We start from the raw sequence: 22,008 nt of genomic DNA on the forward strand, positions 1-22,008 counted from the left end.
GGAGGGGGTCCGTGACCACCCCCCTGGTCGGAGGGTGGCCACGGTCATTCGTTGGCGGCGCGGGGGCGGGCCTCCGGGGCGGGGGCCTCGGCGTACTGGTCGAACAGCGGGGTGCTGCGGGACTCGGTCGGGCGCCCGGCGGACCAGGTGCCAGGGGCCGACAGGTCGAGGCCGCGGGAGACCCGGGGGGCGACCGGCGCGGTGACGTAGGTCGGCAGCGGGACGGGCACCGGCTCCCAGGAGTCCGGGCCGGCCGCACCGCGCTCGCGCATGCCGTCGACCCACTCCTCGTGCTCGGTCGCCTCGGCCACCGCGGAGGCGGACACCAAGACGGTGGCCTCCTCGGGGTCGGCGGCCAGCCGCAGGTGCGGACGGCGGCCGGGCCGGCGCTCGGCGGGCGCGGCCGGGGCCGGCTCCGCGTCGACGGGGGCCTCGACGGTGGCCTGCTCGACCACCGGGGCCTCGGCCCGCTGCCGCTCGCGCCGGCGCAGCTGCTCGGCCGCCTGGACGGCCCGGGCGCGGTCCAGCTTCACCTCGTACCGCTGGCGCTCCAGCTTGCGCAGGTGGCCGATGTAGAGGGTGAGGAGGGCCCCCGGGATCGCCGGGACCCAGAGGAAGGTCAGTCCGGCCACCGCCGCGACCACGGCGCCGAGCGCGAAGGCGAGGAAGAGGGCGGTGACCATCCGGCGCCGGCGGGCCAGCAGCCGCGCCCGCCGCTCGGCCCCGGTCGGCCCCGCGGGGGCCGGGCGTTCGACCGGGCGCTCGACACAGGGTTCGGCCGGAGGCTCGGGCTCCCGCCCGGCGGGGTCGTCGGAGGCGGCCTCGTCCCGTTCGGGAGGACCGTCGTTGCTGTGCTCGTCGTCACGCGGTTCGTCACCCAGGGCCCGGGCTGCCCGCCGCTCCAGTGCCGAACGCCCGGCCAGCAGGCGGATGGCGGTGCTGAAGCGTTCCGTCGGGCGCGCCTCGTTGAGTTCGTCCTGCCTGCGGAGCCACATCGGCACCAGATAGGCGGCCCAGGCCCCTACGATGACGGCGTAGATAAGGCCGCTACTGCTCACGATTCACACCGTACGGGCGCCGGGGAAGGCCTGGCAGCAATTTGGTGCGGCGTGTCGTGTGATCAAGCTGATTCTCCGACTATTTTGCCGGCATTTGTGACGGTCCGCCACCGAGCCGATGCCATATCGATATTTCTTTCGAACATATATTCAATTACCTGCCTCATGCCCGGAACTGATCGCCCGCCACCGCTCCAGCATCCCTTCCGGGACCTCGTCGGCGGTCAGGGCGTAGACCAAGTGGTCCCGCCAGTCGCCGTCGATGTGGAGATAGCGCGGGCGGATTCCCTCCGAGCGGAAGCCGAGCTTTTCCACCACCCGTCGGCTCGGGCTGTTCTCCGGGCGGATGCAGACCTCCATCCGGTGCAGTCCGAGCGTGTGGAAGCAGTAGTTCACCGAAAGCGCCACGGCGGTCGGCATGATGCCCCGACCGGCCACCGCCTCGTCGATCCAGTACCCGACATTGGCCGAGCACATCGAGCCCCAGGTGATCCCGCCGACGGTCAACTGCCCGACCAGCTGGCCCTTGTAGAGCACCACGAAGGGCAGCATCCGGCCGGCCGAGGCCTCGTGCCGCAGGAAGCGGACCATCTGCCGGTACGTCGGGCGGGGGCCCGCCGCCCGGCCCGCCGGGCCGGGCGGCACGGTGGCCTCCCAGCGCCGCAGCCAGTCGCGGTTGCGGCGGCTCACCTCCTGCCACTCGCGCTGGTCACGCGCCCGGATCGGACGCAGCGTGACCTCCCCCTCGTGGAGCTCCACCGGCCAGCCGGCGTTCAGTGCGCTCTCCCGGAAGCCGGTGCCCCGGGCCGGGGGTGGTCCCCGCCGCCGAGCTGGTCGACCGCGTGGGCGAGCAGCGGCTCCAGGACGGCCAGACCGTCCTTGACGCCGCCGGTCGAGCCCGGCAGGTTGACGATCAGGGTGCGTCCGGCGAGCCCGGCCAGACCGCGGGAGAGCGCCGCGGTCGGCACCTTGTCGCGCCCGTACGCGCGGATGGCCTCGGCGATCCCGGGGATCTGCCGGTCGATCACCCGGGCGGTCATCTCGGGGGTGAGGTCCATCGGCGAGATGCCGGTGCCGCCGGTGGTCAGCACCACGTCGTAGCCGGCGGCGACGGCCCCGCGCAGGACGGTCTCCACCGGCTCGCCGTCCGGGACGACCCGGGGGCCGTCCACGGTGAAGCCCATGGCGGTCAGGCCGGCCACCAGCAGCGGGCCGCCCTTGTCCTCGTAGACCCCGGCCGAGGCGCGGTTGGAGACGGTGACGGCCAAAGCCTTCCCGGCCGACTCACTCATGCCGACACCTCCGGCGCGAACCAGTCGCCGCTCTTGCCGCCGGTCTTGCTGAGCACCCGGACGGACTCGATGCTGGCGCCCTTGTCCACCGCCTTGACCATGTCGATCACGGTCAGCGCGGCCACCGTCACCGAGGTCAGCGCCTCCATCTCGACGCCGGTGCGGTCGGCGGTCTTCACGGTGGCGGTGATCTCGACCGCGTCGTCCGCGACGGCGAGGTCGACCTTGACCCCGGAGACCGCGATCGGGTGGCAGAGCGGGATCAGGTCAGGGGTCTTCTTGGCGCCCATGATCCCGGCGATCCGGGCCACCGCGAGGGCGTCGCCCTTGGGCACGCCCTCGCCGCGCAGCAGCTCGACCACCTTCGGGGAGACCCTGACCCGCCCGGCCGCCACTGCGGTGCGCGCGGTGGTGGCCTTCTCGGAGACGTCGACCATCCGGGCCGCGCCCTGCTCGTCGACGTGGGTGAGGCGGTCGCCGGGGCTCGGTGTCGTCACGGGTCACTCCAGGGGCGCGCAGATCGAATACCGCGCTACCGTACTCCTCCCCCGGCCGCGGGGTTACAGCCACTCGCCCGCGGTGTTAGTCGCCCGCTCGCTGTGACTCGCCCGCTCGCCTCCGGGGCGGGGAATCGCCCGGGGCGGGCCTTCGGCTCGGGGCGGTCTCAGGAGTCCAGCAACACCACGTCGACCTCGCTGCCGGCCGGCAGTTCGGCGACGTCCTCGGGGACGGTGATCAGGCAGTTCGCCCGGGCCAGCGCACCGACCAGGTGCGAGTCGGCGCCGCCCACCGGCTCGACGGTGCCGTCCGCCGCCGAGTGGCGGCCGCGCAGGAACTGCCGGCGGCCGGCCGGGGAGCGCAGCGCGGTCGGGCAGAGCGCGCGCACCACCGGGCGGTGGATGTCGGCGGCGCCGAGCATGGTACGGATGACCGGGCGGACGAAGAGCTCGAAGGAGATGTAGGCGCTCACCGGGTTGCCGGGCAGGGCGAGCAGCGGCACCCCGGCAGCGCCGCCGATCCGGCCGAAGCCCTGCGGCTTGCCGGGCTGCATCCGCAGCTTGCGGAAGTCGACCCCGCCGTAGGACTCGAAGACCTCCTTGACCACGTCGTACGCGCCGACGCTGACCCCGCCGCTGGTGACGATCAGGTCGGCCCGGCCGAGCTGGTCCTCCAGGACGGCGCGCAGCCGGTCGGCGTCGTCCGGGACGGCGCCGACCCGGTAGGCGATGGCACCGGCCTCCTGGGCGGCTGCGGTGAGGGTGAAGCTGTTGGAGTCGGCGATCTGCCCGGGCCCGACCGGCTCGCCGGGCTGGACCAGCTCGCTGCCGGTGGAGAGCACCACCACCCGGGGGCGCGGGCGGACCTTCACGGTGGCCCGGCCGATCGCGGCGAGCAGGCCGAGCTGGGTGGGGCCGAGCCGGGTGCCGGCCTCCAGGACGGTGGTGCCGGCCGCGATGTCGCTGCCGCGGCGGCGGATGTGCGCGCCCTCGGCGACCGGGCGCAGCACCCGGACCTCCTCGTCGGCGACCGGCGCGGTCATCGCGGCGGCGGCGACCCCGGTGCCGGTGCCGCCGTCGGTCCACTCGACCGGGGCGACGGCCTGGGCGCCGGGCGGCACGGGGGCGCCGGTCATGATCCGGGCGGCCTGGCCGGGGCCGACCTTGGGCAGTTCACCCGTGCCGGCGGCGATGTCGCCGACCACCTGGAGCACCGACGGGTAGGTGGCGGTGGCGCGCTCGGTGTCGGTGGTGCGGACCGCGTAGCCGTCCATCGAGCTGTTGTCGAAGGGCGGCAGGTCACCGCCAGCGACCACGTCCTCGTCGAGCCGGCAGCCCCGGGCGTCGAGCAGCTGGAGCTCGATCGCGGGCAGCGGGCCGACCGCGGCGAGCACGTCGGCGAGGTGTTCGTCCACCGTCCAGAAGCGAGGAGCCGCCGGTGCCCGGTCCGCGGACCCGTCGCAGCAGGCTGCGGGGGTGGTGCTGTGCTCCGTGGACCCGGTCATCGGCGGCTCGCTCTCTGGTCGCGGTGTCAGTCCTGCATCTCGGAGCCGACGAACTCCCGGAGCCAGGAGCGGAACTCCGGGCCCAGGTCCTCGCGCTCGGCGGCCAGACGGACGATAGCGCGCAGGTAGTCGGCGCGGTCGCCGGTGTCGTAGCGGCGGCCCTTGAAGAGCACGCCGTGCACCTGGCCGCCGTCCGCGGCCTCGCGGGTGGTCAGCTCGCGCAGGGCGTCGGTGAGCTGGATCTCGCCGCCGCGGCCGGGCGGGGTCTCGCGCAGCACGTCGAAGACCAGCGGGTCGAGGACGTAGCGGCCGATGACGGCGTAGTTGGACGGGGCCTCGCCGGGCTCGGGCTTCTCGATCAGGTCGGTCACCTGGAAGACGTCCTCGCCGAAGCCGTTGGCCTTGACGGCGGCGCAGCCGTACAGGTGGATCTGGGAGGGGTCGACCTCCATGAGGGCGACGACCGAGCCGCCGAGTTCCTGCTGGACCTCGATCATGCGGGCGAGCAGCGGGTCGCGCGGGTCGATCAGGTCATCGCCGAGCAGGACGGCGAAGGGCTGGCCGGCGACGTGCTGCTCGGCGACCGAGACGGCATGGCCGAGGCCCTTGGGGTCGCCCTGGCGGACGTAGTGCATGTTGGCCAGCTCGACGGACTCGCGTACCCGGCGCAGGCGGTCCTCGTCGCCCTTGCGGACGAGGAGCTCCTCCAGCTCGTACGCGCGGTCGAAGTGGTCCTCCAGCGCGCGCTTGTTGCGGCCGGTGACCATCAGTATGTCGGACAGGCCGGCCGCGGAGGCCTCCTCCACGACGTACTGGATCGCCGGCTTGTCGACGACGGGCAGCATCTCCTTCGGGGTGGCCTTGGTCGCCGGGAGGAAGCGGGTGCCCAGTCCGGCTGCGGGTACCACGGCCTTGGTTACCGGAATGCGGGAGGTGGTCGTCGTCATGCGTTTACCTTACTCAGGCACGTTTTCGCCCGGCCGAGCGCCGTCGAACGGCTAGGACAGCGCGTCGCGGGGCACGGCCACGGTGGCAGGCGTATGGGAAGCGACCGGCTGGGAGAGGGGGTCCCCTCCGGTACAGGCGGACACACTACCCGCCTTTCCCGAACGGTCACCCTCGGCAGTCGCCGCCCCTTCCGTAGCGGAAGCGGCCTGTTCACGGCGCCCGGTGGGGCGCTGCCCCGGCCTCGGGACGGCCCGCCAGCAGTCGCCGCCGGCCGCCCGGGCCTCGGCCAGCGCCGCGTCGGCGGCCCGCAGCAGGACGGCTGCGTGGGCGCCGTCCTCGGGCAGCACGGCGACGCCGGCGGCGGCGGTGAGGCCGTTGCCGTGGGCCGGCCGGGGCGCGCGGGTGCCGGAGGACCAGTCGAGCAGCAGGTGGCGGCGGACCGACCAGACCAGGCGCTCGGCGACCTGTGCGGCGCCCTCGGCGCCGGTGTCCGGCAGCACCACCAGGAACTCCTGGCCGCTGTAGCGGCCGAGGGTGTCGGCGCGGCGGATCTCCATCGCGAGCCGCTGGGCGAGGTCGCGCAGTATCGCGTTGCCGCGGGCGCGGCCGTGCTCGGCGATGACCGCGTCGAAACCGGTGATCTCCAGCAGCAGCACGGCCAGCGGGCGCGGGCCGTCGGCCTGGTCGGTGTGCTCGGCGCGGCGGGCCCGTTCGATCTCCCGGTCCAGGGTGAGCTGCAGGTGGCGGTAGTTCCACACGCCGGTGAGCGGGTCGCAGGAGGCGGTGCGCTCCAGCTCGGCGCAGCGCTCCTCCAGTTCGGCGACCCGCGCCCGCAGCCGTTCCCGCTCCCCGGCGGCCTCGGCCCGCTCCCGGCGGGCGCGCAGCCCGAGCACGGTGGCGCCGGCCAGCGCGGGGGCGCTCAGCGCGGCCAGGGCCTGGACCAGCAGCGGGGTGGACAATCGGGGCGCCCTTTCGCGTGGCAGGCTCTGCGCGTCGACGGTCTGGAGACGCGGAGGATCCGGTGCACAACGAGAAGAGCGACCTGAGGACACGGCTGTTGACGCGGCGCCGCGCACTTTCCGCCGAGGGGCGTGCGGAGGCCGCCCGTGCGCTGGCCGGGCACGCCTGGGAGCTGGCCGCGGCGGGCGCCACGGTGGCCGCGTACGTCTCGGTGGGCGCGGAGCCCGGGACCAGGCCGCTGCTGGACGCGCTGCGCGAGGACGGAGTGCGGGTCCTGCTGCCGGTGCTGCTCGCCGACAACGACCTGGACTGGGCCGAGTACGCCGGGCCCGAGACGCTCGCCCCGGCCGGGCGCGGGCTGCTGGAGCCGGTCGGGCCGCGGCTGGGGCCGGAGGCCGTCACGGGGGCCTCGCTGGTGCTGCTGCCGGGCCTGGCGGTGGACCGCGACGGGCTGCGGCTGGGCCGGGGCGGCGGCAGCTACGACCGGGTGCTGGCCCGGCTGGAGCGGGCCGGGGCGCGGCCGGTGCTGGCGGTGCTGCTGTACGAGCACGAGCTGCTGGAGCGGGTGCCGGCCGAGCCGCACGACCGGCCGGTGGACCTGGCGGTCACGCCGTCGGGGGTACGGACCTTCGGGTGAGCCGCCGGCGGCCCCCGGAACGCGGGCGGCCCCGCTCCCTCCGGAAGGGAACGGGGCCGCCCGCGCGTCGTACCGGCGTCAGCCGGTGGTGAGCACCAGCTTGTGCTTGGTCGCCTTCTCCACCGCGTCGGGGGTGAAGGCCCAGGTCAGCAGCTTGCCCTTGAGCCAGAGGTCGGTCTGGTCGTTGTAGTTCGCGTGGAAGGCGTGGCCGGATTCGCCGCCGACGTTGATCCAGCGTGAGGAGTCCAGGTCGTTCAGGTCGACCACCATGCGCATCGACGGGATCCAGTCCACCTGGTACCCGGCGGCCGCGTTCCAGCCCGCCGCGTCGACCGCCGCCGAGCCGCCGGAGAGGCGGTAGGGGCCGCGGTTGAGCAGCTTGTGGACGGCGCCGGAGGCGATCGAGGAGTTGTCGGTGCCCATGGTCTGCTCGCGCAGCTCCAGCTTGTGCAGGCGGCCCCAGCTCCAGGTGGAGATGTCCTTGCCGAGCAGCGAGGTCAGGTCCTGCCGGGCGTTCTTCATCGCCTCCTTGAGCAGGTTGTCCAGGCCCTTCTGCTCCTTGTGCTGGGAGTCGATGTACGTCCACCACGAGCTGTCGGGCTTGTCCAGCTGGGCGCGGACCACCTCGGTCCAGCGGTCGCCGCCGTCCGGCTGGGCCTTGCCCGGGTCGCGGGTGCCGCACTGGGTGACGATCTTGCTGGAGCTGTCCGGCTTGGTCGGGTCGTCCTGCTGGCGCACCAGCAGGCAGTTGTCCTTGGCCCGGATGTCGGCCGGGAACTTCTGGCCGAAGGCGAGGCTGAGCAGGTTGCGCCAGACGCCGTTGTAGTAGGCGGCGGCGGCCGAGTCGGCGTCCTGGTGGAAGTTCCAGTCCTTCAGCAGGTCCTGGGCCTCGCGCACGTACGGGTCGTCGATCTGCTGCTTGAGCAGCAGCGGGACCAGCGTCTTGGCCATGATGCTGGTGTTGTCCAGCTGCAGGGTCTGCATGTCGTCCGGCGAGATCTTGCCGTTGTTCTTGAGCAGGCCCTCGATCTGGTCGGTGATCTCCTTGGCCCGGGTGCCGTACTCCCAGTCCTTGGTCAGGTTGTACTTGTAGCTCTGGTCCACCACGGCCTGGTTGGCGGTGACGATGTAGCCCGCGGTCGGGTTGAAGCTGTACGGCAGGGCGGTGAAGGGGACCGGGTCCGGCTTCCACTGGTAGGAGGAGTCCCAGCCGGGGGCGGGCATGGAGCCGTCGCCCTTGCCGCGGACCGGGATGACGCCCGGGGCCTGGTAGCCGATGTTCTTGGCGTCGGCGTAGATCAGGTTCTGCGCGGGGACGGCGAAGTCCTTGGCGGCGTTCCGGAAGTCGTCCCAGTTCTTCGCCTTGTCCAGCTCGAAGACGGCGTCCATGGTCTTGCCGGGGCTGAGCGCCGTCCACTGCAGGGCGACGCCGTAGCCGCCGGTGCCGCGGTCGGGGGCGGAGGTGCCGTTGGGGGCGTACTTGCCGACGTTCTGCTGCTCGGTGCTCTGGTCGGAGATGAGCGGGGCGCCGGTCCGGGTGGTGCGGACGGTGATGGTGCGGTCCTCGCCGCCGGCGACCTTGATGGTCTCCTTGCGGAGGTCGAACTTCTCGTCCTTGCCGTCCACCTGGTAGGTGTCCGGGCCGGTCACCTTCTCCAGGTAGAGGTCGGTGACGTCGGCGCCGAGGTTGGTGAAGCCCCAGGCGACGTCCTTGTTGTGGCCGATCACCACGCCGGGCATGCCGGCGAAGGTGAAGCCGGAGACGTCGAACTGGCAGGCCGGCGAGGCCGTCCGGCAGTGCAGGCCCATCTGGTACCAGACCGACGGCAGGCCGGGGCCGAGGTGCGGGTCGTTGGCCAGCAGCGGCTTGCCGGTGGTGGTGTGCGAGCCGGCGACCACCCAGGAATTGGAACCGATGCCCTGGCCGGGGCGGCCGAGCAGCTGCGGCATCGCGTCGATCCGGTCGGTGAGGCCCTGCATCAGCGCCTTGGTGGTGGCCGCGCCCTGGGCGGTGGCGGAGCCGGGGGCCGCGCCGGACGGCGTGGAGCCGTCGGCCGGGCGGTAGGTGTCGCCGGCCACGGTGCCGGTCTTCACGATGGTGCCGTTGCGCGAGTACGGGTAGTCCGGGTACAGCTCGGCGATCTTGTCCGGACCGAAGTCCTGGGCCAGCAGCGAGCGGTCGATCTCCTCCTGGAGGTTCCCGGAGAGGTTCCAGGCCATCGCCTTGAGCCAGGCCACCGAGTCGACCGGGGTCCACTGCTCGGGCTTGTAGCCGCTGTTGACGGCGCCGAGCAGGGCGTACTCCAGCGAGGCCTTCTCGCCGCCGGGGTGCTCGGCCAGCCAGGCGTTCACGCCGTCCGCGTAGGCCTGCAGGTACTTCTTGGTCTCGGGCGACAGCTTGGCGTCGAACTCCTTCTGCGCCACCTGCCGCCAGCCCATGGTGCGGATGAAGGTGTCGGTGTCGACCTGGCTGTCGCCGAACATCTCGGACAGCCGGCCGGCCGTGATGTGGCGGCGGACGTCCATCTCCCAGAAGCGGTCCTGCGCCTGGACGTAGCCCTGGGCGCGGAACAGGTCCTCGGGGGTGTCCGCGTACAGCTGCGGGATGCCGTTGGCGTCGCGCTTGACGTCGACCGGCGCGCTCAGGCCCGCCACCTTGACGCTGCCGTCCACCTCCGGGAAGGACGCGCGGACCGCGGCGACCCCGCGGTAGCCGCCGTAGCCGACGCCGGCCACCAGCAGCACGACCAGCACGATCACGATCAGACGGGCGCGCCGGAACTTCTTCGAGCGGGGCATCTGGGTCCTTGCGGTCCTGACTTCGGGGCGGGCGGGCGTGTCCAGGGCCTGGGGCCGTGACAGGGCACCACATTAGGCCGAGTTCGCGGACCGGCGTGCACGGGGGACGCTCCGGGCGGGATCTCGGGAGGTCAGGGAGCGGTCCGGAACGGGCCGGTGGGCAGCGATGGGGGCGGTCAAACTAAAGATATGGCAAAATGTTAGACTGAGTAACGATCCGCAAGAGGAGCATTGACGCTTTCTTAACGGGTCTCCGCGCGCGCCCCCACGGCGCCCGCGCATGCTCGGAGCCACCCAGCGGCTCCACCCCCAGCACGACCCAGCACCACCTGACACCCCGCCCGCCCATGCCTGCCCGAGGTGCCACTGCGTGAACGTCGCCCACCTGAACCAGCTCCTGCTCGAAGCCTCCGTGATCCTCCTGTTCGCGGTGGTCGCCGTGCGGTTCTCGACCCGATCGGGACTGCCCAGCCTGCTGATCTACCTCGGGATCGGCGTCGCACTGGGCCAGAACGGAATCGGCGTCACCTTCAACAACGCCGAGCTGACCCAGGTGCTCGGCTACGCGGCGCTCGTGGTGATCCTGGCCGAGGGCGGCCTCAAGACCAGCTGGCGCGAGGTCAGACCGGCGATACCTGCAGCCACCGTGCTGGCCACGGTCGGCGTCGCGGTCAGCGTCTTCGTCACCGCGGCCGGCGCGCACTGGCTGGTCGGCCTGGACTGGCGGACCTCGCTGCTGCTCGGCGCGATCGTCTCCTCCACCGACGCCGCCGCCGTCTTCTCGGTGCTGCGGATGGTCCCACTGCCGCACCGGCTCACCGGCCTGCTGGAGGCCGAGTCCGGCTTCAACGACGCGCCCGTGGTCATCCTGGTCGTCGCCTTCGCCTCCGCCGGCGAGCTGGACTCCTGGTACGTCCTGCTCGGCACGATCGTCGCCGAGCTGGCGATCGGCGCGGCGGTCGGTCTGGTCGTCGGCAAGCTGGGCGCGTACGCGGTCAAGCACGTCGCGCTGCCCTCCTCGGGCCTGTACCCGATCGCCGTGGTGGCGCTGACCGTGCTCGCCTACGCCGGCGGTGCGCTGCTGCACGGCTCCGGCTTCCTCGCCGTCTACATCAGCGCGGTGATCCTCGGGAACTCCAAGCTGCCGCACGGACCGGCCGTGCGCGGCTTCGCCGACGGGCTGGCGTGGATCGGGCAGATCGGCATGTTCGTGCTGCTCGGACTGCTCGCCGCGCCCGAGAGCATGGGCAACGCGGTGGTGCCGGCGCTGGTGATCGGCGGGGTGCTGGTCTTCCTGGCCCGGCCGCTGTCGGTGGTGCTCACGATGACCCCGTTCAAGGTGCCCGGCCGCGAGCAGGCGCTGCTGAGCTGGGCCGGACTGCGCGGGGCGGTGCCCATCGTGCTGGCCACCATCCCGGTGGTCTCCGGCGCGCACGAGGCCCAGGACGTGTTCAACATCGTCTTCATCCTGGTCGTCGTCTTCACCCTGCTCCAGGGTCCGACGCTGCCCTGGATGGCCAAGCGGCTGCGGATCGGCGAGGGCGCGATGGGCCAGGACCTCGACATCGAGTCCGCGCCGCTGGAGAAGCTGCACGGACACCTGCTGTCGATCACGCTCTCGCCGACCTCGCAGATGTCCGGTGTGGAGGTCGGCGAGCTGCGGCTGCCCAAGGGGGCGGCGGTCACCCTGGTCGTGCGCGAGGGCAGCTCCTTCGTGCCGGACAAGGCGACGGTGCTGCGCGGCGGGGACGAGCTGCTGGTGGTCACCACGGACGAGGTCAGCGAGGCCGCAGAGCGGCGGCTGCGGGCGGTCGACAAGGGCGGCAAGCTGGCGGACTGGCTGAACGGGCGCTGAGCCCCGGCCGCCGCCGGGGGTGGCCCGGCGGGATCGAGTGGCCCGGCGGGATGGGGTGGCCCGGCGGGATGGGGTGGCCCGGCGAGACGGTGACCTGGCGGAATCTACGCGCGTAACTGTATGCTGGTGCGACCACGCCGTTTAACTACCGCTAGACCACCCCCAGCATCTGCCTGACGCAGAGTTGGCGCGACCGCTCGGCGGCCGCGGTTAGGCCCCGGCCCACCAGGCCCGGCCGACCCGGTATCTACCCCGGTCGACGCGCGAGAGGACGACTCTCGGCGCCGTCGGGGCCACCCCATGCCCTGCCGCGCTACCAGGCAGCAGGAAGGACCGACCGTGACGGCCCGCCGAACGGTCGACATCGCCGCGGACAACACTCCGGACACCGCGACCGACACCATGGACACCACCGCCGCCGAGGCGCCCGCCCGGGTCGGGTACGGAGAGCTGCTGCGCACGCCCGGCGCCTGGACGTTCCTGTCCCCCGCCCTGGTCGCGCGACTGCCCTACGCGATGCTCAGCATGGGCATCCTGCTGCTCGTCACCAAGACCCACGGCTCGTACGGCACCGCCGGTACGGTCACCGCCGTCGCCGCCGTCGCCCAGGCCCTGATCGGGCCGCAGACCGGGCGACTGGCCGACCGCTACGGCCAGGCCGCGGTGCTGGTCCCGACGGTGCTGGTGCACGCGGCCTCCGTCAGCCTGCTGATCGCGCTGGCGCTCGGCCACGCGCCGGCCTGGAGCCTGTACCTGGCCGCCGTCCCCGCCGGGGCGAGCGTGCCGCAGATCGGCGCGATGGTCCGGGCCCGCTGGGTGTCCGAGTTCACCGCCGAGGGCGCCTCCCCGACCGCCGCGGCCAAGGTGAGCACCGCGTTCGCCTTCGAGTCCGTGACGGACGAGTTCACCTTCGTGATCGGCCCGATCCTGGCCGCCAACATCGCCGCCTTCGCCAGCCCGGCGACCGCGCTGATCGCCGAGGCCTCGCTGACCCTGGTCGGCGGCCTCGCCTTCGCCGCCCAGCGGCGCACCGCCCCCGCCCGGATCATCCCGCAGCCCGGTGTGCGGCGCGCCTCCGCGCTCGCCTCGCCCGGCGTCCGGCTGCTGGTCGGGACCTTCCTCGGGGTCGGCGCGGTGTTCGGCGGCATGCAGGTGTCGGTGAACGCCTTCGCCGACTCCGTCGGGCAGCACGACGCCGGCGGCACGGTGTACGGGATCTTCGCGGGCGGCTCGATGCTGGCCGGTGTGCTGTACGGCGTGGTGGCCTGGCGGCGGCCAGTCCAGCAGCGGATGGCCATGAGCTACACGCTGCTGGTGCTGGGCTGCTCGGTGCTGTGGGCGATGCCCAACCTGGTCGCCCTGACGGTCGCCGGGCTGGTCTGCGGTCTGGCCATCGCCCCGACCCTGATCAGCGGCTACACCCTGGTCGAGACGCTGGTCGCGGACGGCGCCAAGACGGAGGCCTTCACCTGGCTGACCGGCGCGATCGGGCTGGGTCTGGCGGTCGGCTCGATGGCCGCCGGCAAGCTGATCGACGGGCACGGGCCCTCGGTCGGCTTCCTGGTGCCGGTCGTCGGCGCCGGTCTGGGGCTGCTCGCGCTGGTGTCGATGCGGCACCTGCTGGCGGTGCCGGGCAGGGCCAGCCGCGTGGTGGCCGGGTCCGCCGAGCGTGACGGCGCGCCGCAGCTGGTCGGTGCGGCCAAGGGCTGAACGGGGGGTCGGCGGCGACCGGGTACCGGCTCATCTCACACCGGAGTCGCTGGACTGATCCAGCGGAATGCCGCATCATTGACCATCGTTAGCACTCATCAGGCGAGAGTGCCAGGAGGAAGACAAGTGCCCACGTACCAGTACCAGTGCACCGAGTGCGGCAACGGCCTGGAGGCGGTGCAGAAGTTCACCGACGAGGCGCTGACCACGTGCCCCGACTGCCAGGGACGGCTCCGCAAGGTCTTCTCGGCCGTGGGCGTCGTGTTCAAGGGCTCGGGCTTCTACCGGACCGACAGCCGCTCGTCCTCCAGCAGCTCGGTGGGCGCCGGTTCGTCCTCCGGCTCCTCGACGTCGTCGTCCTCGACGTCCTCGGCAGGTTCGAGCTCGTCGTCCTCGTCCAGCTCGTCCAGTTCGTCGAGCTCGTCCAGCAGCCCGGCTCCGGCCGCGAGCTGACCCCGGCGCTCGACGCCGGATCGGCGTCGGGCGACTGCTCGGAAGCTTCGCGAAAGGCCCGTCGGCCCCGCTTCACGCGGGGCGGCGGGCCTTTCCGCTTGCCCTGTTCGCCGTCCGGCACGGGCTTTCGTCAGCCTGCGGAGGTCGGCCTCACTCGCGCGAGTGTACGAAGTTATCCACAGGGGCGGGTTATCCACAGGCTGGGGGATAAGGCTTTCCGGTAGCGCCCGGGGCGTGCATCGTGTGGGTCACCAGAGACCGACCGATCGAGACCGGAGGTCATGTCGATGACGACCATGAGCCTGTCCGTCCCACTGCCCGCGCCCACCGTGCCGCCCCGGCGGGAGGTGCCGAGCTTCCCCCCGATCCGGCGCGGCTGCGGCGGGTGGCACCGCTGGCGCCGGGCCGTCCGGCGGCGGGCCGGGGTGCCCGCGCTGGTGCTGCTCGCGGTGGCGGCGGCGCTGGCGCTCGGGCCCACGCGGGCCGGGCTGTCGCCGCCCTCAGGGGGCGCGGTGGGCCGTACGGGTTGTCAATCCGGGCCGGCGGGGGATCACCCGTAACCCCGGAACGACTTCGTCGTTCGAGGCGGCATGAAAGGCTTCAAGGAATTCCTGCTGCGTGGAAATGTCGTCGAACTCGCCGTCGCCGTGGTCATCGGCGCGGCTTTCACCAACATCGTCAACGCCTTCGTCAAGGGCGTGATCAATCCGATCGTCGGCGTGTTCGGGACGAAGGACCTGGGGTCCTACAGTTCCTGCCTCAAGGGGCCCTGCGAGGTGAGCGCCACCGGTGAGGCCACATCCGGAATCCTCATCCTGTGGGGGACGGTGCTCAGCGCCGCCCTGCAGTTCCTGATCACTGCGGCCGTCGTCTACTTCGTCCTGATCGTGCCGATGAACAGGATGGCGGCCAAGCGCAAGTCCGCCGTCGAGGCGGCGGCGGAGGCCGAGGCCAAGGAGGTCCAGCTGCTGACCGAGATCCGCGACGCGCTGGTCGCGGCGCGCTAGTCCCCGTGGTGTGGCGGACGCTGGCTCAGGTACCAGTCCAGCCCCCGCCCACCGCTCTCCCCCGCCCCGGGGCGCTCGCCCCAGCCGGCGTCGGTGTCGTCCCGGGACTGCTGGTCCAACGGGTCCCGGAAGACCAGCCGGGCCTTGGCCGCGGCCGCCCGCCGGGTCGTCGGCTGCTCGTCCCGCTCCTGCCCGCTCTGTTCCTGCTCGCTCACTCTGTCCACTCCCCTGATCACCCGGGCCGTCCTGTCCCTCCAGCCTAAGAGCCCCGTGGCACGCCGCGGGCCCTGGTGCGGAGCGCTCCGCACCAGGGCCCGGGGGCAGACAGGCTCGGTTGCCCCCGGCCGAGACGGGCTCGGCCGTGGGCTCGTTCGTCAGGCGGCTCCTCAGGCGGCCTCGAAGCCCGCGTGGTCGGCGATCTTCTTCAGCTCGGCGAGCGCGTGCTTCTCGATCTGGCGGATCCGCTCGCGGGTGAGGCCGTGCTGCTTGCCCACCTCGGTCAGGGTGCGCTCGCGGCCGTCCTCCATGCCGTAGCGGGAGCGGATGATCGAGGCCGTGCGGTCGTCCAGCCGCCCGATCAGACCGTCCAGCTCCTCGCGGCGGAGCATGACCATCACGGCGTCCTCGGGGGACGTCGCCCCGGTGTCCTCGACCAGGTCACCGAACTGGGTCTCGCCCTCGTCGTCGACCGACATGTTGAGGCTGACCGGGTCGCGCGCCCAGTCCAGCACGTCCTTGATCCGGGCCTCGGTGGTGTCCAGCTCGGCCGCGATCTCGGCCGGCTCGGGCTCGCGGCCCAGCTCCTTCGACTTCTCGCGCTGCACCCGCCGGATCCGGCCGAGCTCCTCGACGAGGTGCACGGGCAGCCGGATGGTGCGGGACTGGTCGGCGATGGAGCGGGTGATCGCCTGCCGGATCCACCAGGTGGCATAGGTGGAGAACTTGAAACCCTTGGCGTAGTCGAACTTCTCGACGGCGCGCACCAGGCCTGCGTTGCCCTCCTGGATGAGGTCCAGCAGGGGGAGGCCGCTGCGCGGGTAGCGGCGGGCGACCGCGACCACCAGGCGGAGGTTGGAGCGGATGAACACGTCCTTGGCGCGCTCCGCGTCCTCGGCTATCGCCTCCAGCTCCTCGCGCGTGACACCGTCCGGAAGTCCGTCCTCGTCCAGCAGGTGCTGGGCGTACACGCCGGCCTCGATCCGCAGCGAGAGCTCGACCTCCTCGGCGGCATCGAGCAGGGGCGTCCTGGCGATCTCGTCGAGGTACATGCCGACCAGGTCGCGGTCGGCCTCAAGGTTGGTCGGGCGGGCCGCGCGACTCCGGTCGGCCCTGTCGCGAACGACGGCACGGGTGGCCATGCTTGCTCCCTTTGACTGGTGTTGCCGAGGTCTGCCTGCCTGCCCGTGAGGGCAAGAAGTGCGGGCCCCTACAGGCCTCACACGTAACGATCCAACGAACAGAATCCGGACAACATTCCCAAGTTACTCAGATTCTTCCCCGCGATGCAGTATCCTGCCGGTTTTCACCCCGGTTCTGGACACTCGGTGACCGGCCGAACACCCAATGCGCCCGCATGCGATCGCTTCGCGCGATCGACCGGGACACCTCTTCACCGGCTCGCCATGCAACCGTCGCCCACCCGTTGAACCGGCGAACGGCCGCGCACGTTCCCACGGACCCTCGACTTCCACCCGCGCCCACCCCCCGGCACACGCAGGTCCTCCCCACAAAAGATGCCAAATCGCTATCGGTCCAGCTCCCGATCGGCACAGCGCGCTGGGAAGGTGTCAGACATGCACCTGACCAACAGCTCGACCTCCGTCACCGTGCGTCATCGCGGCCTCCTTCGGGACGCCGCGGTCGCGCTGGGTTGCGCCGCGCTGTTCGGCCTCCTGGCGGCGCTGGTAACGGGCCGCTGGCACCCTCTGCACGAGTTCGACCAGCACTGGATCAGCGAACTCCACATCTACGCACGGGAACACCGGATCTGGACCGCCGCCGTGCAGACCCTCTCCGACATCGGCGGCCCCGTCACGATGCGTGCACTTCTCGGCGTCGCGGCCGTCTGGCTCCTGTTGATCGGCGCCCGGGTGCTGGCCGGCTGGGTGGCCGCCCAGGCCCTGGTCGGCTGGGGCGCCCAATGGGCGCTGAAGCTGGCCGTCGATCGCCAGCGCCCCGTCTTCGACGACCCGGTCTCGCACGCCGGCGGCCCGGCCTTCCCCTCCGGGCACGCGATGGCCTCGGCGATCACCTGCGCCGTCCTGGTCGGCCTGGTCTGGCACCGGGTCCACCGCCGCGGCCGGACCGCCGCCTGCGCGGTGGCCGCCGGGGCGGTGCTCGTCATCGGCTGGACCCGGGTCGCCCTCGGGGTGCACTGGCCCAGCGACGTACTGGCGGGCTGGCTGGCGGCCGGCGTCGTACTGGGCGTCGTGACCGCCGCGATCGAGCTCTGGCGCCCGGGCGCGCTGGCCCGGGACGTACGACGGGTCAACTGGCGTACCCGGCCCCGGGTTCAGCGGGTCATCGTGCCCTACGTCCGAGCGCCGCACGCCGAGGACTCCGAGGACGCCGAGGACGCCGAGCGGGACGACCCCGCCGACCGCCCGGACGAACCCGTCCGCTGACGCCTCCGGGAACAACGCCGCAGCCCCCCGTCCGAGGTTGGACGGGGGGCTGCGGGCTGTGCTGTCGCGGTGTGCCCCAGGCAGGATTCGAACCTGCGACACCGGCTTTAGGAGAGCCGTGCTCTATCCCCTGAGCTACTGAGGCGGGGCCGGTCTGTGACCAGGCCGTTCACAGCGTACCGGATCGGGGGTCGGCTGGGGGGTGGTGGCCGGGGATGGTCGCCGGGGGGCAGGTGCCGACGGGGTGTCAGAGCAGGTCAAGTAGCCTGCCGAGAACTGTTCGAATCGCCCCGGCGTACCGCCCGAAGGAGACGAAGGCCCCGATGACACCAGCTGTGCGCCCGGCCGTCCGCCTGCTGGGACAGGTGTGGTTCTGGCCGGCGGTGGTGATGCTGGGCGTCGGCTCGTACCGGCTGGGCACGCCCGAGCTGTGGCGGGACGAGATGGCGACCTGGACGGTGGCCACCCGCTCGCTGGGCGACCTGCTGCGGCTGCTCCAGCACATAGACGCCAGCAACGGCTTGTACTACCTGCTGATGCACGGCTGGACGGCGGTGTTCGGCGACTCGACGGTGGCCCTGCGAATACCCTCCGTGCTGGCGATGGCGGCGGCGGCCGCCTTCGTGGCGCTGACCGCCGAGCGGCTGTTCGGCCACCGGGTCGCGGCGATCGGCGCGGGGCTGCTGTTCACGGTGCCGCCCCAGGTGTCCCACTACGCCCAGGAGGCCCGCGCCTACGCACTGGCGACCTGCTCGATCGCGGCCGCCACCTACTTCCTGCTGCGGGCGCTGGAGCGGCCGGGCCTGCGGCGCTGGGCGCCGTACTCCGTGGCGATGGCGCTGGCCGGGGCCTGGCACCTGGTCTCGTTCAGTACGGTCGCCGGGCAGGCCGCGCTGGTGCTGCTGCACCTGTGGCGCACCCGGACGGGGGCGGAACGGCGGATCCGGTGGCAGTACCCGGTCGCCGTGATCGCGGCGGTGCTGCCGGTGCTGCCGGTGGCGCTGCTCGGCAGCCGGCAGTCCGACCGGCAGCTCGGCTGGATCAAGACGCCGTCCTTCTCCGACCTGACCGACTTCGGCGGGCACCTCTTCGGCTCGGACCAGGTGGCCCGGGCCTTCGTCCTGCTGGCGCTGCCCGCGCTGTTGCTGCCCGGTTGGCGGCTGCGGGCCTGGCAGTTGCTGCTGCTGGCGGAGCTGCCGGTGGTGTCCGTCTGGCTGGTGTCGCGGGGCACCACCTCGTACTTCCTCGACCGGTACCTGCTCTTCACGGTGCCCGCCTGGGCGGTGCTGGCCGGGGGCGGGGTCGCGGCTGTGTACCGCACGGTGGCGGCCCTGGCCGGGCGGCGGTGGGCGCCGGGGCGGACCGCCCAGCCGCGGGCGGCCGTGGCGACGGCCGGGCTGCTGGCGGTGGGCCTGCTCGCCCTCCCGGCCGTGGCGGCGCTGCCCGAGCAGCCCGCGGTGCGGTACGCGGACGCGCACACCCACTCCAAGGAGCCGTTCCGCGCGGCGGCCGAGGAGATCACCGCCGGGTACCGTCCCGGGGACGGGCTGGCGGCCCCGATGGGCGACCAGTCCTGGGCGATGGTCTGGCCGGGCGTCAGCTACTACCTGCCCCCGGACGTCCAGCCGTTCCCGGTGTTCGTCGCGCGCAGCGCCGAGGACGCCGAGGAGCTGACCCCCGAGCCCTGCCCGCGGCCGGAGGCCTGTCTGGGGGACGTACCGCGGGTCTGGCTGCTGGTCCTCGGGGACACCCCGGACCCGCTGGCGGCCCTGCCGGAGGAGCAGGCGCAGCCGCTCAGGCAGCGGTACGGCGCGCCGGACAAGGTGGTACCGCTCGGCGGTCTCACCCTCGCGCTGCTCGATCCCGAGACCTGAGACACCCGGAGCCGGGTCACCCGGATCTGGGACACCCGACCGGAGATCGCGGAGAAGCCGGACCGACCGAGAAGGGGGAGCCGGACAGTTCCGACTCCCCCTTCGGTCGTTCAACCGTTCGGCGCGCTCACAGCATGCGCAGCAGCCGCGACTGGATGGACGGCGGGTTCAGGTCGGACTGGAGGGCCACCGGGACCTCCACCTTGTCGTCGCCCGCGCCCACCCGCAGCGTGCCGACCTCCTTGCCGGCCTTCTCCTCGTGGCGGAACTTGGCCGGGTCCAGGGTGATCGTGCCTCTGATGCCGGGGAAGCCCGCCACCACGAGGTCCTTGGTCGCGACGACCGGGATCTTGCCGCCGAGCCCGTCGTCCACCGAGCCGACGACGTCGCCCTTCTTCACCACGGTCTGGCCGGTCAGCCCGTTCTGCGCGGCCTGGATCTGCTTGCCGCTGACCTTCAGTACGGTCGGCAGGATGCCGTCGCCCTCCTTGGGCGAGGTGGCCTGCTGGCCCATTGTGACGCCGAGGATCAGCCGCTTCACGCCGCCGATCTCCTTGTACGCGGCCCACATCAGGCAGCCACCGGCCGGGGTGCTGGAGCCGGTCTTGACGCCGATGACGCCGGTCTTCGGGTTGATCAGGTTGTTGGTGTTGGGGATCTTCACGCCGTTGAGGGTGGTGTCCGGGGTGGAGACGATCTGCCGGAAGATCTCGTCCTGCATGACCTGCTCGGCCAGCTTCAGCTGGTCCTTGGCGGTGGACTTGGTGTCCGCGTTGAAGCCCGCCGGGTCGGCGTAGGTCGTGTTGCTCATGCCGAACTTGGCCGCGGTGTCGTTCATCAGCTTGACGAACGCCTCCTCGGAGCCGGAGTGGAAGCGGGCGAGCAGCCGGGCCACGTTGTTGGCGGACGGCAGCATCAGCAGCTCCAGCGCCTGGTACTCGGTGAGCACCTGACCCGCGGTGAGCGTCACCCGGGACTCGTCGCCGTTGCCGGACTCCTGCGCGGCCTGCGGGTCGACGGTGATCTTCGGGCCGCTCTCCCCCTTCTTCAGCGGGTACTTCTGCAGGATCAGATAGGCGTTCATCACCTTGGTGACACTGGCGATCGAGGCCGGGGTCTCCTGGCCCGAACTGCCGAGACTGCCCACGCCGACCACCTCGGCGGCGGACTGGCCCTTGGCCGGCCAGGCGAGGTCGAGCGCGTCACCGGAGAAGGCGAAGCTGCCCGGAGCCGACATCTTCACCTTCGCGTCCGGCAGCGGGCGCAGCAGCTGGGCCACCACGACCGCACCGAGCACCACGGCCAGGAACACCGTCCAGATGGTGATCCGCTTGAGCGCGCGGCGCAGCGGCGAGACCGGACGGGAGTTGAGGGCGGCCAGGACCTCCATCGCCTCGGCCGTGTTCTCGGGCAAGGGCAGCGGCTGCGGGGCGGGCAGCGGCTCGGGCCCGGGCAGTGGCGGGACGGGCGGCACCGGCCGCGGGTCGGGCTCGGGCAGCGGGGTGGGCGCCGGGGCCGGACCGGGCTCGGGCTTCGGGGCCGGCTCGGGCAGCGGTTCGGGCCCCGGGGTCGGCTCGGGTTCGGGGACGGGCTTGGGCGCCGGGTGCGGTTCGGGGCCCGGCTCGGGGACGGGCGCCGGCTCGGGCAGCGGGGTGGGCTCCGGGGGCTCGGGCACGGTACCGGCGGCCGGGGCGGCGGGGGCACCCAGCGGCTTGGGCTTCTCCAGCTTCTCGGCCTTGCCGGTCGGGACCGGGGGCTTGGTGAGCAGCATGGTCTTGGTCGGGTCGTACGGCTCGTCGCCCTTGGCGCCCTTGTCGGACTCGGTGGACTCGGCGGCCTCGGCGGCCTCGGCGGCCTGGTCTGCCTCTGCCTCGTCGGCCTTCTCGGACTCGGCGGGCTCCTCGGATTCGGCGGCCTCGGGCGTGTCGGCCCTTTCCGCCGGCTTCGCCTTCTCCGGCGTGTCGGCCGCGGAACCGGTCTTCGCGAGGGGCTGTTCCGACGCCCCCTCAGTCTCGTCGGCCTTCCCGGCCTTCCCGGCCTTCCCGGCCTTCCCGGCCTTCCCGGAAGCCTTCTCCGCGGCCTTCACGGAAGCACTCTCGGAAGCGCTCTCGGAAGCCTTCCCGGCACCCTTCGCAGCCGCCACGCCTGCCGTCCGCATGGTGAGACGAGGGTCGGCGCCGGATGACCGTTCGGCGGTCCCCTTCGCCGCGTCAGCCGTCGAGGCCGACTCCTCCTTCTCCGCCCCGCCATCGGAACTGTCGCCGCTCGCGGCCTTCAGCAGTTCCTCGGGCAGCCGCAGCGCGGTGGTCTTGTTGTCCACCGGCAGGCGCAGCATCGTCGTCCGGCTGTCCACATCCCGGACGCGGATCTGTACGGTCGAGCCGCTCCCGGTCCCCGCCGACGGCTTTTCGGCGGACGCCTCGGAGGAGGGCTCGGCGGACGCCGCGGCCGAGGACTCGACCGGCGTCCCGGCGGCGGTCTCCGCGGACGCCTTGGCGGTGGCCCCGGCTGACGCCCCGGCAGCCGCCGGGCCGGCCGATCCGCCGTCGGCACCCTCAGCGGTGCCGGCCGCCGTACCGGTCCGTTCGCGTTCGCCGCCCCGCTCCCGCTCGTCGTCCCTCAGCACCCTGTCGGGGGACTCGCCCACGTATCCCAGCCTCCTCAACGCCCGGCGGGGCACCGGCAGACCCGATTTCGGGAAGCCGACGCCCCGCCCCGTGTACCTGTACAGTCTCCGCCACATGCGGTCGTTCCGGCCGCGCACACCCCGCCCGACCGGCGCTTATTGC

General features: G+C 72.6%; 19 protein-coding genes and 1 tRNA gene. 8 read left to right on the forward strand and 12 right to left on the reverse strand.

From position 1 onward, the window contains the following. Window positions 1–44: 44 nt before the first annotated feature. From ACIRYZ_RS15525 to ACIRYZ_RS15555, 7 genes are all read right to left on the reverse strand, one after another. Entirely contained in the window at window positions 45–1,058 is a 1,014-nt protein-coding gene (locus tag ACIRYZ_RS15525; RefSeq protein ID WP_402944089.1) for a hypothetical protein, read from the reverse strand. 150 nt (window positions 1,059–1,208) lie between these two features. After that, the gene (locus ACIRYZ_RS15530; RefSeq protein ID WP_402944091.1) at window positions 1,209–1,817 is read right to left on the reverse strand and encodes a GNAT family N-acetyltransferase; all 609 of its coding nucleotides are present in this window, start codon (window positions 1,815–1,817) and stop codon (window positions 1,209–1,211) included. A gap of 14 nt (window positions 1,818–1,831) precedes the next feature. Then, entirely contained in the window at window positions 1,832–2,350 is a 519-nt protein-coding gene (locus ACIRYZ_RS15535) for a molybdenum cofactor biosynthesis protein B (protein ID WP_402944093.1), read from the reverse strand. After that, complete coding sequence (moaC, locus tag ACIRYZ_RS15540) at window positions 2,347–2,787, reverse strand: cyclic pyranopterin monophosphate synthase MoaC (protein WP_387615223.1); 441 nt, start codon at window positions 2,785–2,787, stop codon at window positions 2,347–2,349. Before moaC ends, ACIRYZ_RS15535 begins: the two co-directional genes overlap by 4 nt. A 227-nt stretch (window positions 2,788–3,014) precedes the next feature. Beyond that, on the reverse strand, window positions 3,015–4,352 hold the full coding sequence (gene glp, locus ACIRYZ_RS15545) for a gephyrin-like molybdotransferase Glp (protein ID WP_402944095.1): 1,338 nt from the start codon (window positions 4,350–4,352) through the stop codon (window positions 3,015–3,017). 26 nt (window positions 4,353–4,378) lie between these two features. Next, on the reverse strand, window positions 4,379–5,299 hold the full coding sequence (galU, locus tag ACIRYZ_RS15550) for a UTP--glucose-1-phosphate uridylyltransferase GalU (RefSeq protein WP_393027080.1): 921 nt from the start codon (window positions 5,297–5,299) through the stop codon (window positions 4,379–4,381). A gap of 51 nt (window positions 5,300–5,350) precedes the next feature. Beyond that, a complete protein-coding gene (locus tag ACIRYZ_RS15555) occupies window positions 5,351–6,259 on the reverse strand; it encodes a GGDEF domain-containing protein (RefSeq protein ID WP_402944098.1) in 909 nt (302 codons plus the stop codon). Window positions 6,260–6,321: 62 nt separating this feature from the next. Here ACIRYZ_RS15555 and ACIRYZ_RS15560 point away from each other — a divergent pair, with 62 nt between their 5' ends. Then, window positions 6,322–6,897 (forward strand): 5-formyltetrahydrofolate cyclo-ligase, encoded by a 576-nt coding sequence (locus ACIRYZ_RS15560; RefSeq protein WP_402944099.1) that lies wholly within the window; start codon window positions 6,322–6,324, stop codon window positions 6,895–6,897. Window positions 6,898–6,975: 78 nt separating this feature from the next. On the opposite strand, the gene ACIRYZ_RS15565 is transcribed toward ACIRYZ_RS15560, so the two are convergent. Next, window positions 6,976–9,696 carry a penicillin acylase family protein gene (locus tag ACIRYZ_RS15565; RefSeq protein ID WP_402944101.1) on the reverse strand — a complete coding sequence of 907 codons (2,721 nt, stop codon included), beginning with the start codon at window positions 9,694–9,696 and terminating at the stop codon, window positions 6,976–6,978. Window positions 9,697–10,066: 370 nt separating this feature from the next. Between ACIRYZ_RS15565 and ACIRYZ_RS15570 the strand changes: the two genes are divergently transcribed. From ACIRYZ_RS15570 to mscL, 5 genes are all read left to right on the forward strand, one after another. Beyond that, window positions 10,067–11,551 carry a potassium/proton antiporter gene (locus tag ACIRYZ_RS15570; protein ID WP_402944103.1) on the forward strand — a complete coding sequence of 495 codons (1,485 nt, stop codon included), beginning with the start codon at window positions 10,067–10,069 and terminating at the stop codon, window positions 11,549–11,551. Between the two features lie 402 nt (window positions 11,552–11,953). After that, a complete protein-coding gene (locus ACIRYZ_RS15575; RefSeq protein ID WP_402944619.1) occupies window positions 11,954–13,261 on the forward strand; it encodes an MFS transporter in 1,308 nt (435 codons plus the stop codon). A 126-nt stretch (window positions 13,262–13,387) separates the two neighbouring features. Then, the gene (locus ACIRYZ_RS15580) at window positions 13,388–13,714 is read left to right on the forward strand and encodes an FmdB family zinc ribbon protein (protein ID WP_402944105.1); all 327 of its coding nucleotides are present in this window, start codon (window positions 13,388–13,390) and stop codon (window positions 13,712–13,714) included. A gap of 287 nt (window positions 13,715–14,001) precedes the next feature. Continuing rightward, a complete protein-coding gene (locus ACIRYZ_RS15585; RefSeq protein WP_402944107.1) occupies window positions 14,002–14,274 on the forward strand; it encodes a hypothetical protein in 273 nt (90 codons plus the stop codon). Between the two features lie 30 nt (window positions 14,275–14,304). Next, a complete protein-coding gene (mscL, locus tag ACIRYZ_RS15590) occupies window positions 14,305–14,721 on the forward strand; it encodes a large conductance mechanosensitive channel protein MscL (protein ID WP_402944109.1) in 417 nt (138 codons plus the stop codon). Here mscL and ACIRYZ_RS15595 read toward each other — a convergent pair. Then, window positions 14,718–14,936: a hypothetical protein gene (locus ACIRYZ_RS15595; RefSeq protein WP_402944110.1), complete on the reverse strand. Its 219-nt coding sequence runs from the start codon at window positions 14,934–14,936 to the stop codon at window positions 14,718–14,720. The two genes, mscL and ACIRYZ_RS15595, sit on opposite strands and share 4 nt — an antisense overlap. Window positions 14,937–15,107: 171 nt before the next feature. Then, entirely contained in the window at window positions 15,108–16,079 is a 972-nt protein-coding gene (locus ACIRYZ_RS15600; RefSeq protein WP_380611861.1) for a sigma-70 family RNA polymerase sigma factor, read from the reverse strand. A gap of 435 nt (window positions 16,080–16,514) precedes the next feature. Here ACIRYZ_RS15600 and ACIRYZ_RS15605 point away from each other — a divergent pair, with 435 nt between their 5' ends. Continuing rightward, entirely contained in the window at window positions 16,515–17,345 is an 831-nt protein-coding gene (locus tag ACIRYZ_RS15605) for a phosphatase PAP2 family protein (protein WP_402944112.1), read from the forward strand. A gap of 72 nt (window positions 17,346–17,417) precedes the next feature. On the opposite strand, the gene ACIRYZ_RS15610 is transcribed toward ACIRYZ_RS15605, so the two are convergent. Further along, window positions 17,418–17,490, reverse strand: a tRNA-Arg gene (locus ACIRYZ_RS15610). A 178-nt stretch (window positions 17,491–17,668) separates the two neighbouring features. On the opposite strand from ACIRYZ_RS15610, the gene ACIRYZ_RS15615 reads away from it, so the two are divergent. Further along, window positions 17,669–19,219, forward strand: a complete 1,551-nt coding sequence (locus ACIRYZ_RS15615) for a glycosyltransferase family 39 protein (protein ID WP_402944114.1) — start codon at window positions 17,669–17,671, stop codon at window positions 19,217–19,219. A 127-nt stretch (window positions 19,220–19,346) separates the two neighbouring features. Here the strand turns inward: ACIRYZ_RS15615 and ACIRYZ_RS15620 are convergent, their stop codons facing one another. After that, entirely contained in the window at window positions 19,347–21,866 is a 2,520-nt protein-coding gene (locus ACIRYZ_RS15620; RefSeq protein WP_402944116.1) for a hypothetical protein, read from the reverse strand. Window positions 21,867–22,008 lie beyond the last annotated feature (142 nt).

Source organism: Kitasatospora sp. NPDC101155, from assembly GCF_044768305.1.
Lineage (GTDB): Bacteria > Actinomycetota > Actinomycetes > Streptomycetales > Streptomycetaceae > Kitasatospora.

What these genes read in the sequence shown, in the direction of transcription:
- ACIRYZ_RS15535 (WP_402944093.1), bottom strand. Translation starts at nt 2,350, where the DNA reads ATGAGTGAGTCGGCCGGGAAGGCTTTGGCCGTCACCGTCTCCAACCGC.
- moaC (WP_387615223.1), bottom strand. Translation starts at nt 2,787, where the DNA reads ATGGTCGACGTCTCCGAGAAGGCCACCACCGCGCGCACCGCAGTGGCG.
- glp (WP_402944095.1), bottom strand. Translation starts at nt 4,352, where the DNA reads ATGACCGGGTCCACGGAGCACAGCACCACCCCCGCAGCCTGCTGCGAC.
- galU (WP_393027080.1), bottom strand. Translation starts at nt 5,299, where the DNA reads ATGACGACGACCACCTCCCGCATTCCGGTAACCAAGGCCGTGGTACCC.
- ACIRYZ_RS15565 (WP_402944101.1), bottom strand. Translation starts at nt 9,696, where the DNA reads ATGCCCCGCTCGAAGAAGTTCCGGCGCGCCCGTCTGATCGTGATCGTG.
- ACIRYZ_RS15575 (WP_402944619.1), top strand. Translation starts at nt 11,954, where the DNA reads ATGGACACCACCGCCGCCGAGGCGCCCGCCCGGGTCGGGTACGGAGAG.
- ACIRYZ_RS15585 (WP_402944107.1), top strand. Translation starts at nt 14,002, where the DNA reads ATGACGACCATGAGCCTGTCCGTCCCACTGCCCGCGCCCACCGTGCCG.
- mscL (WP_402944109.1), top strand. Translation starts at nt 14,305, where the DNA reads ATGAAAGGCTTCAAGGAATTCCTGCTGCGTGGAAATGTCGTCGAACTC.
- ACIRYZ_RS15600 (WP_380611861.1), bottom strand. Translation starts at nt 16,079, where the DNA reads ATGGCCACCCGTGCCGTCGTTCGCGACAGGGCCGACCGGAGTCGCGCG.
- ACIRYZ_RS15605 (WP_402944112.1), top strand. Translation starts at nt 16,515, where the DNA reads ATGCACCTGACCAACAGCTCGACCTCCGTCACCGTGCGTCATCGCGGC.
- ACIRYZ_RS15615 (WP_402944114.1), top strand. Translation starts at nt 17,669, where the DNA reads ATGACACCAGCTGTGCGCCCGGCCGTCCGCCTGCTGGGACAGGTGTGG.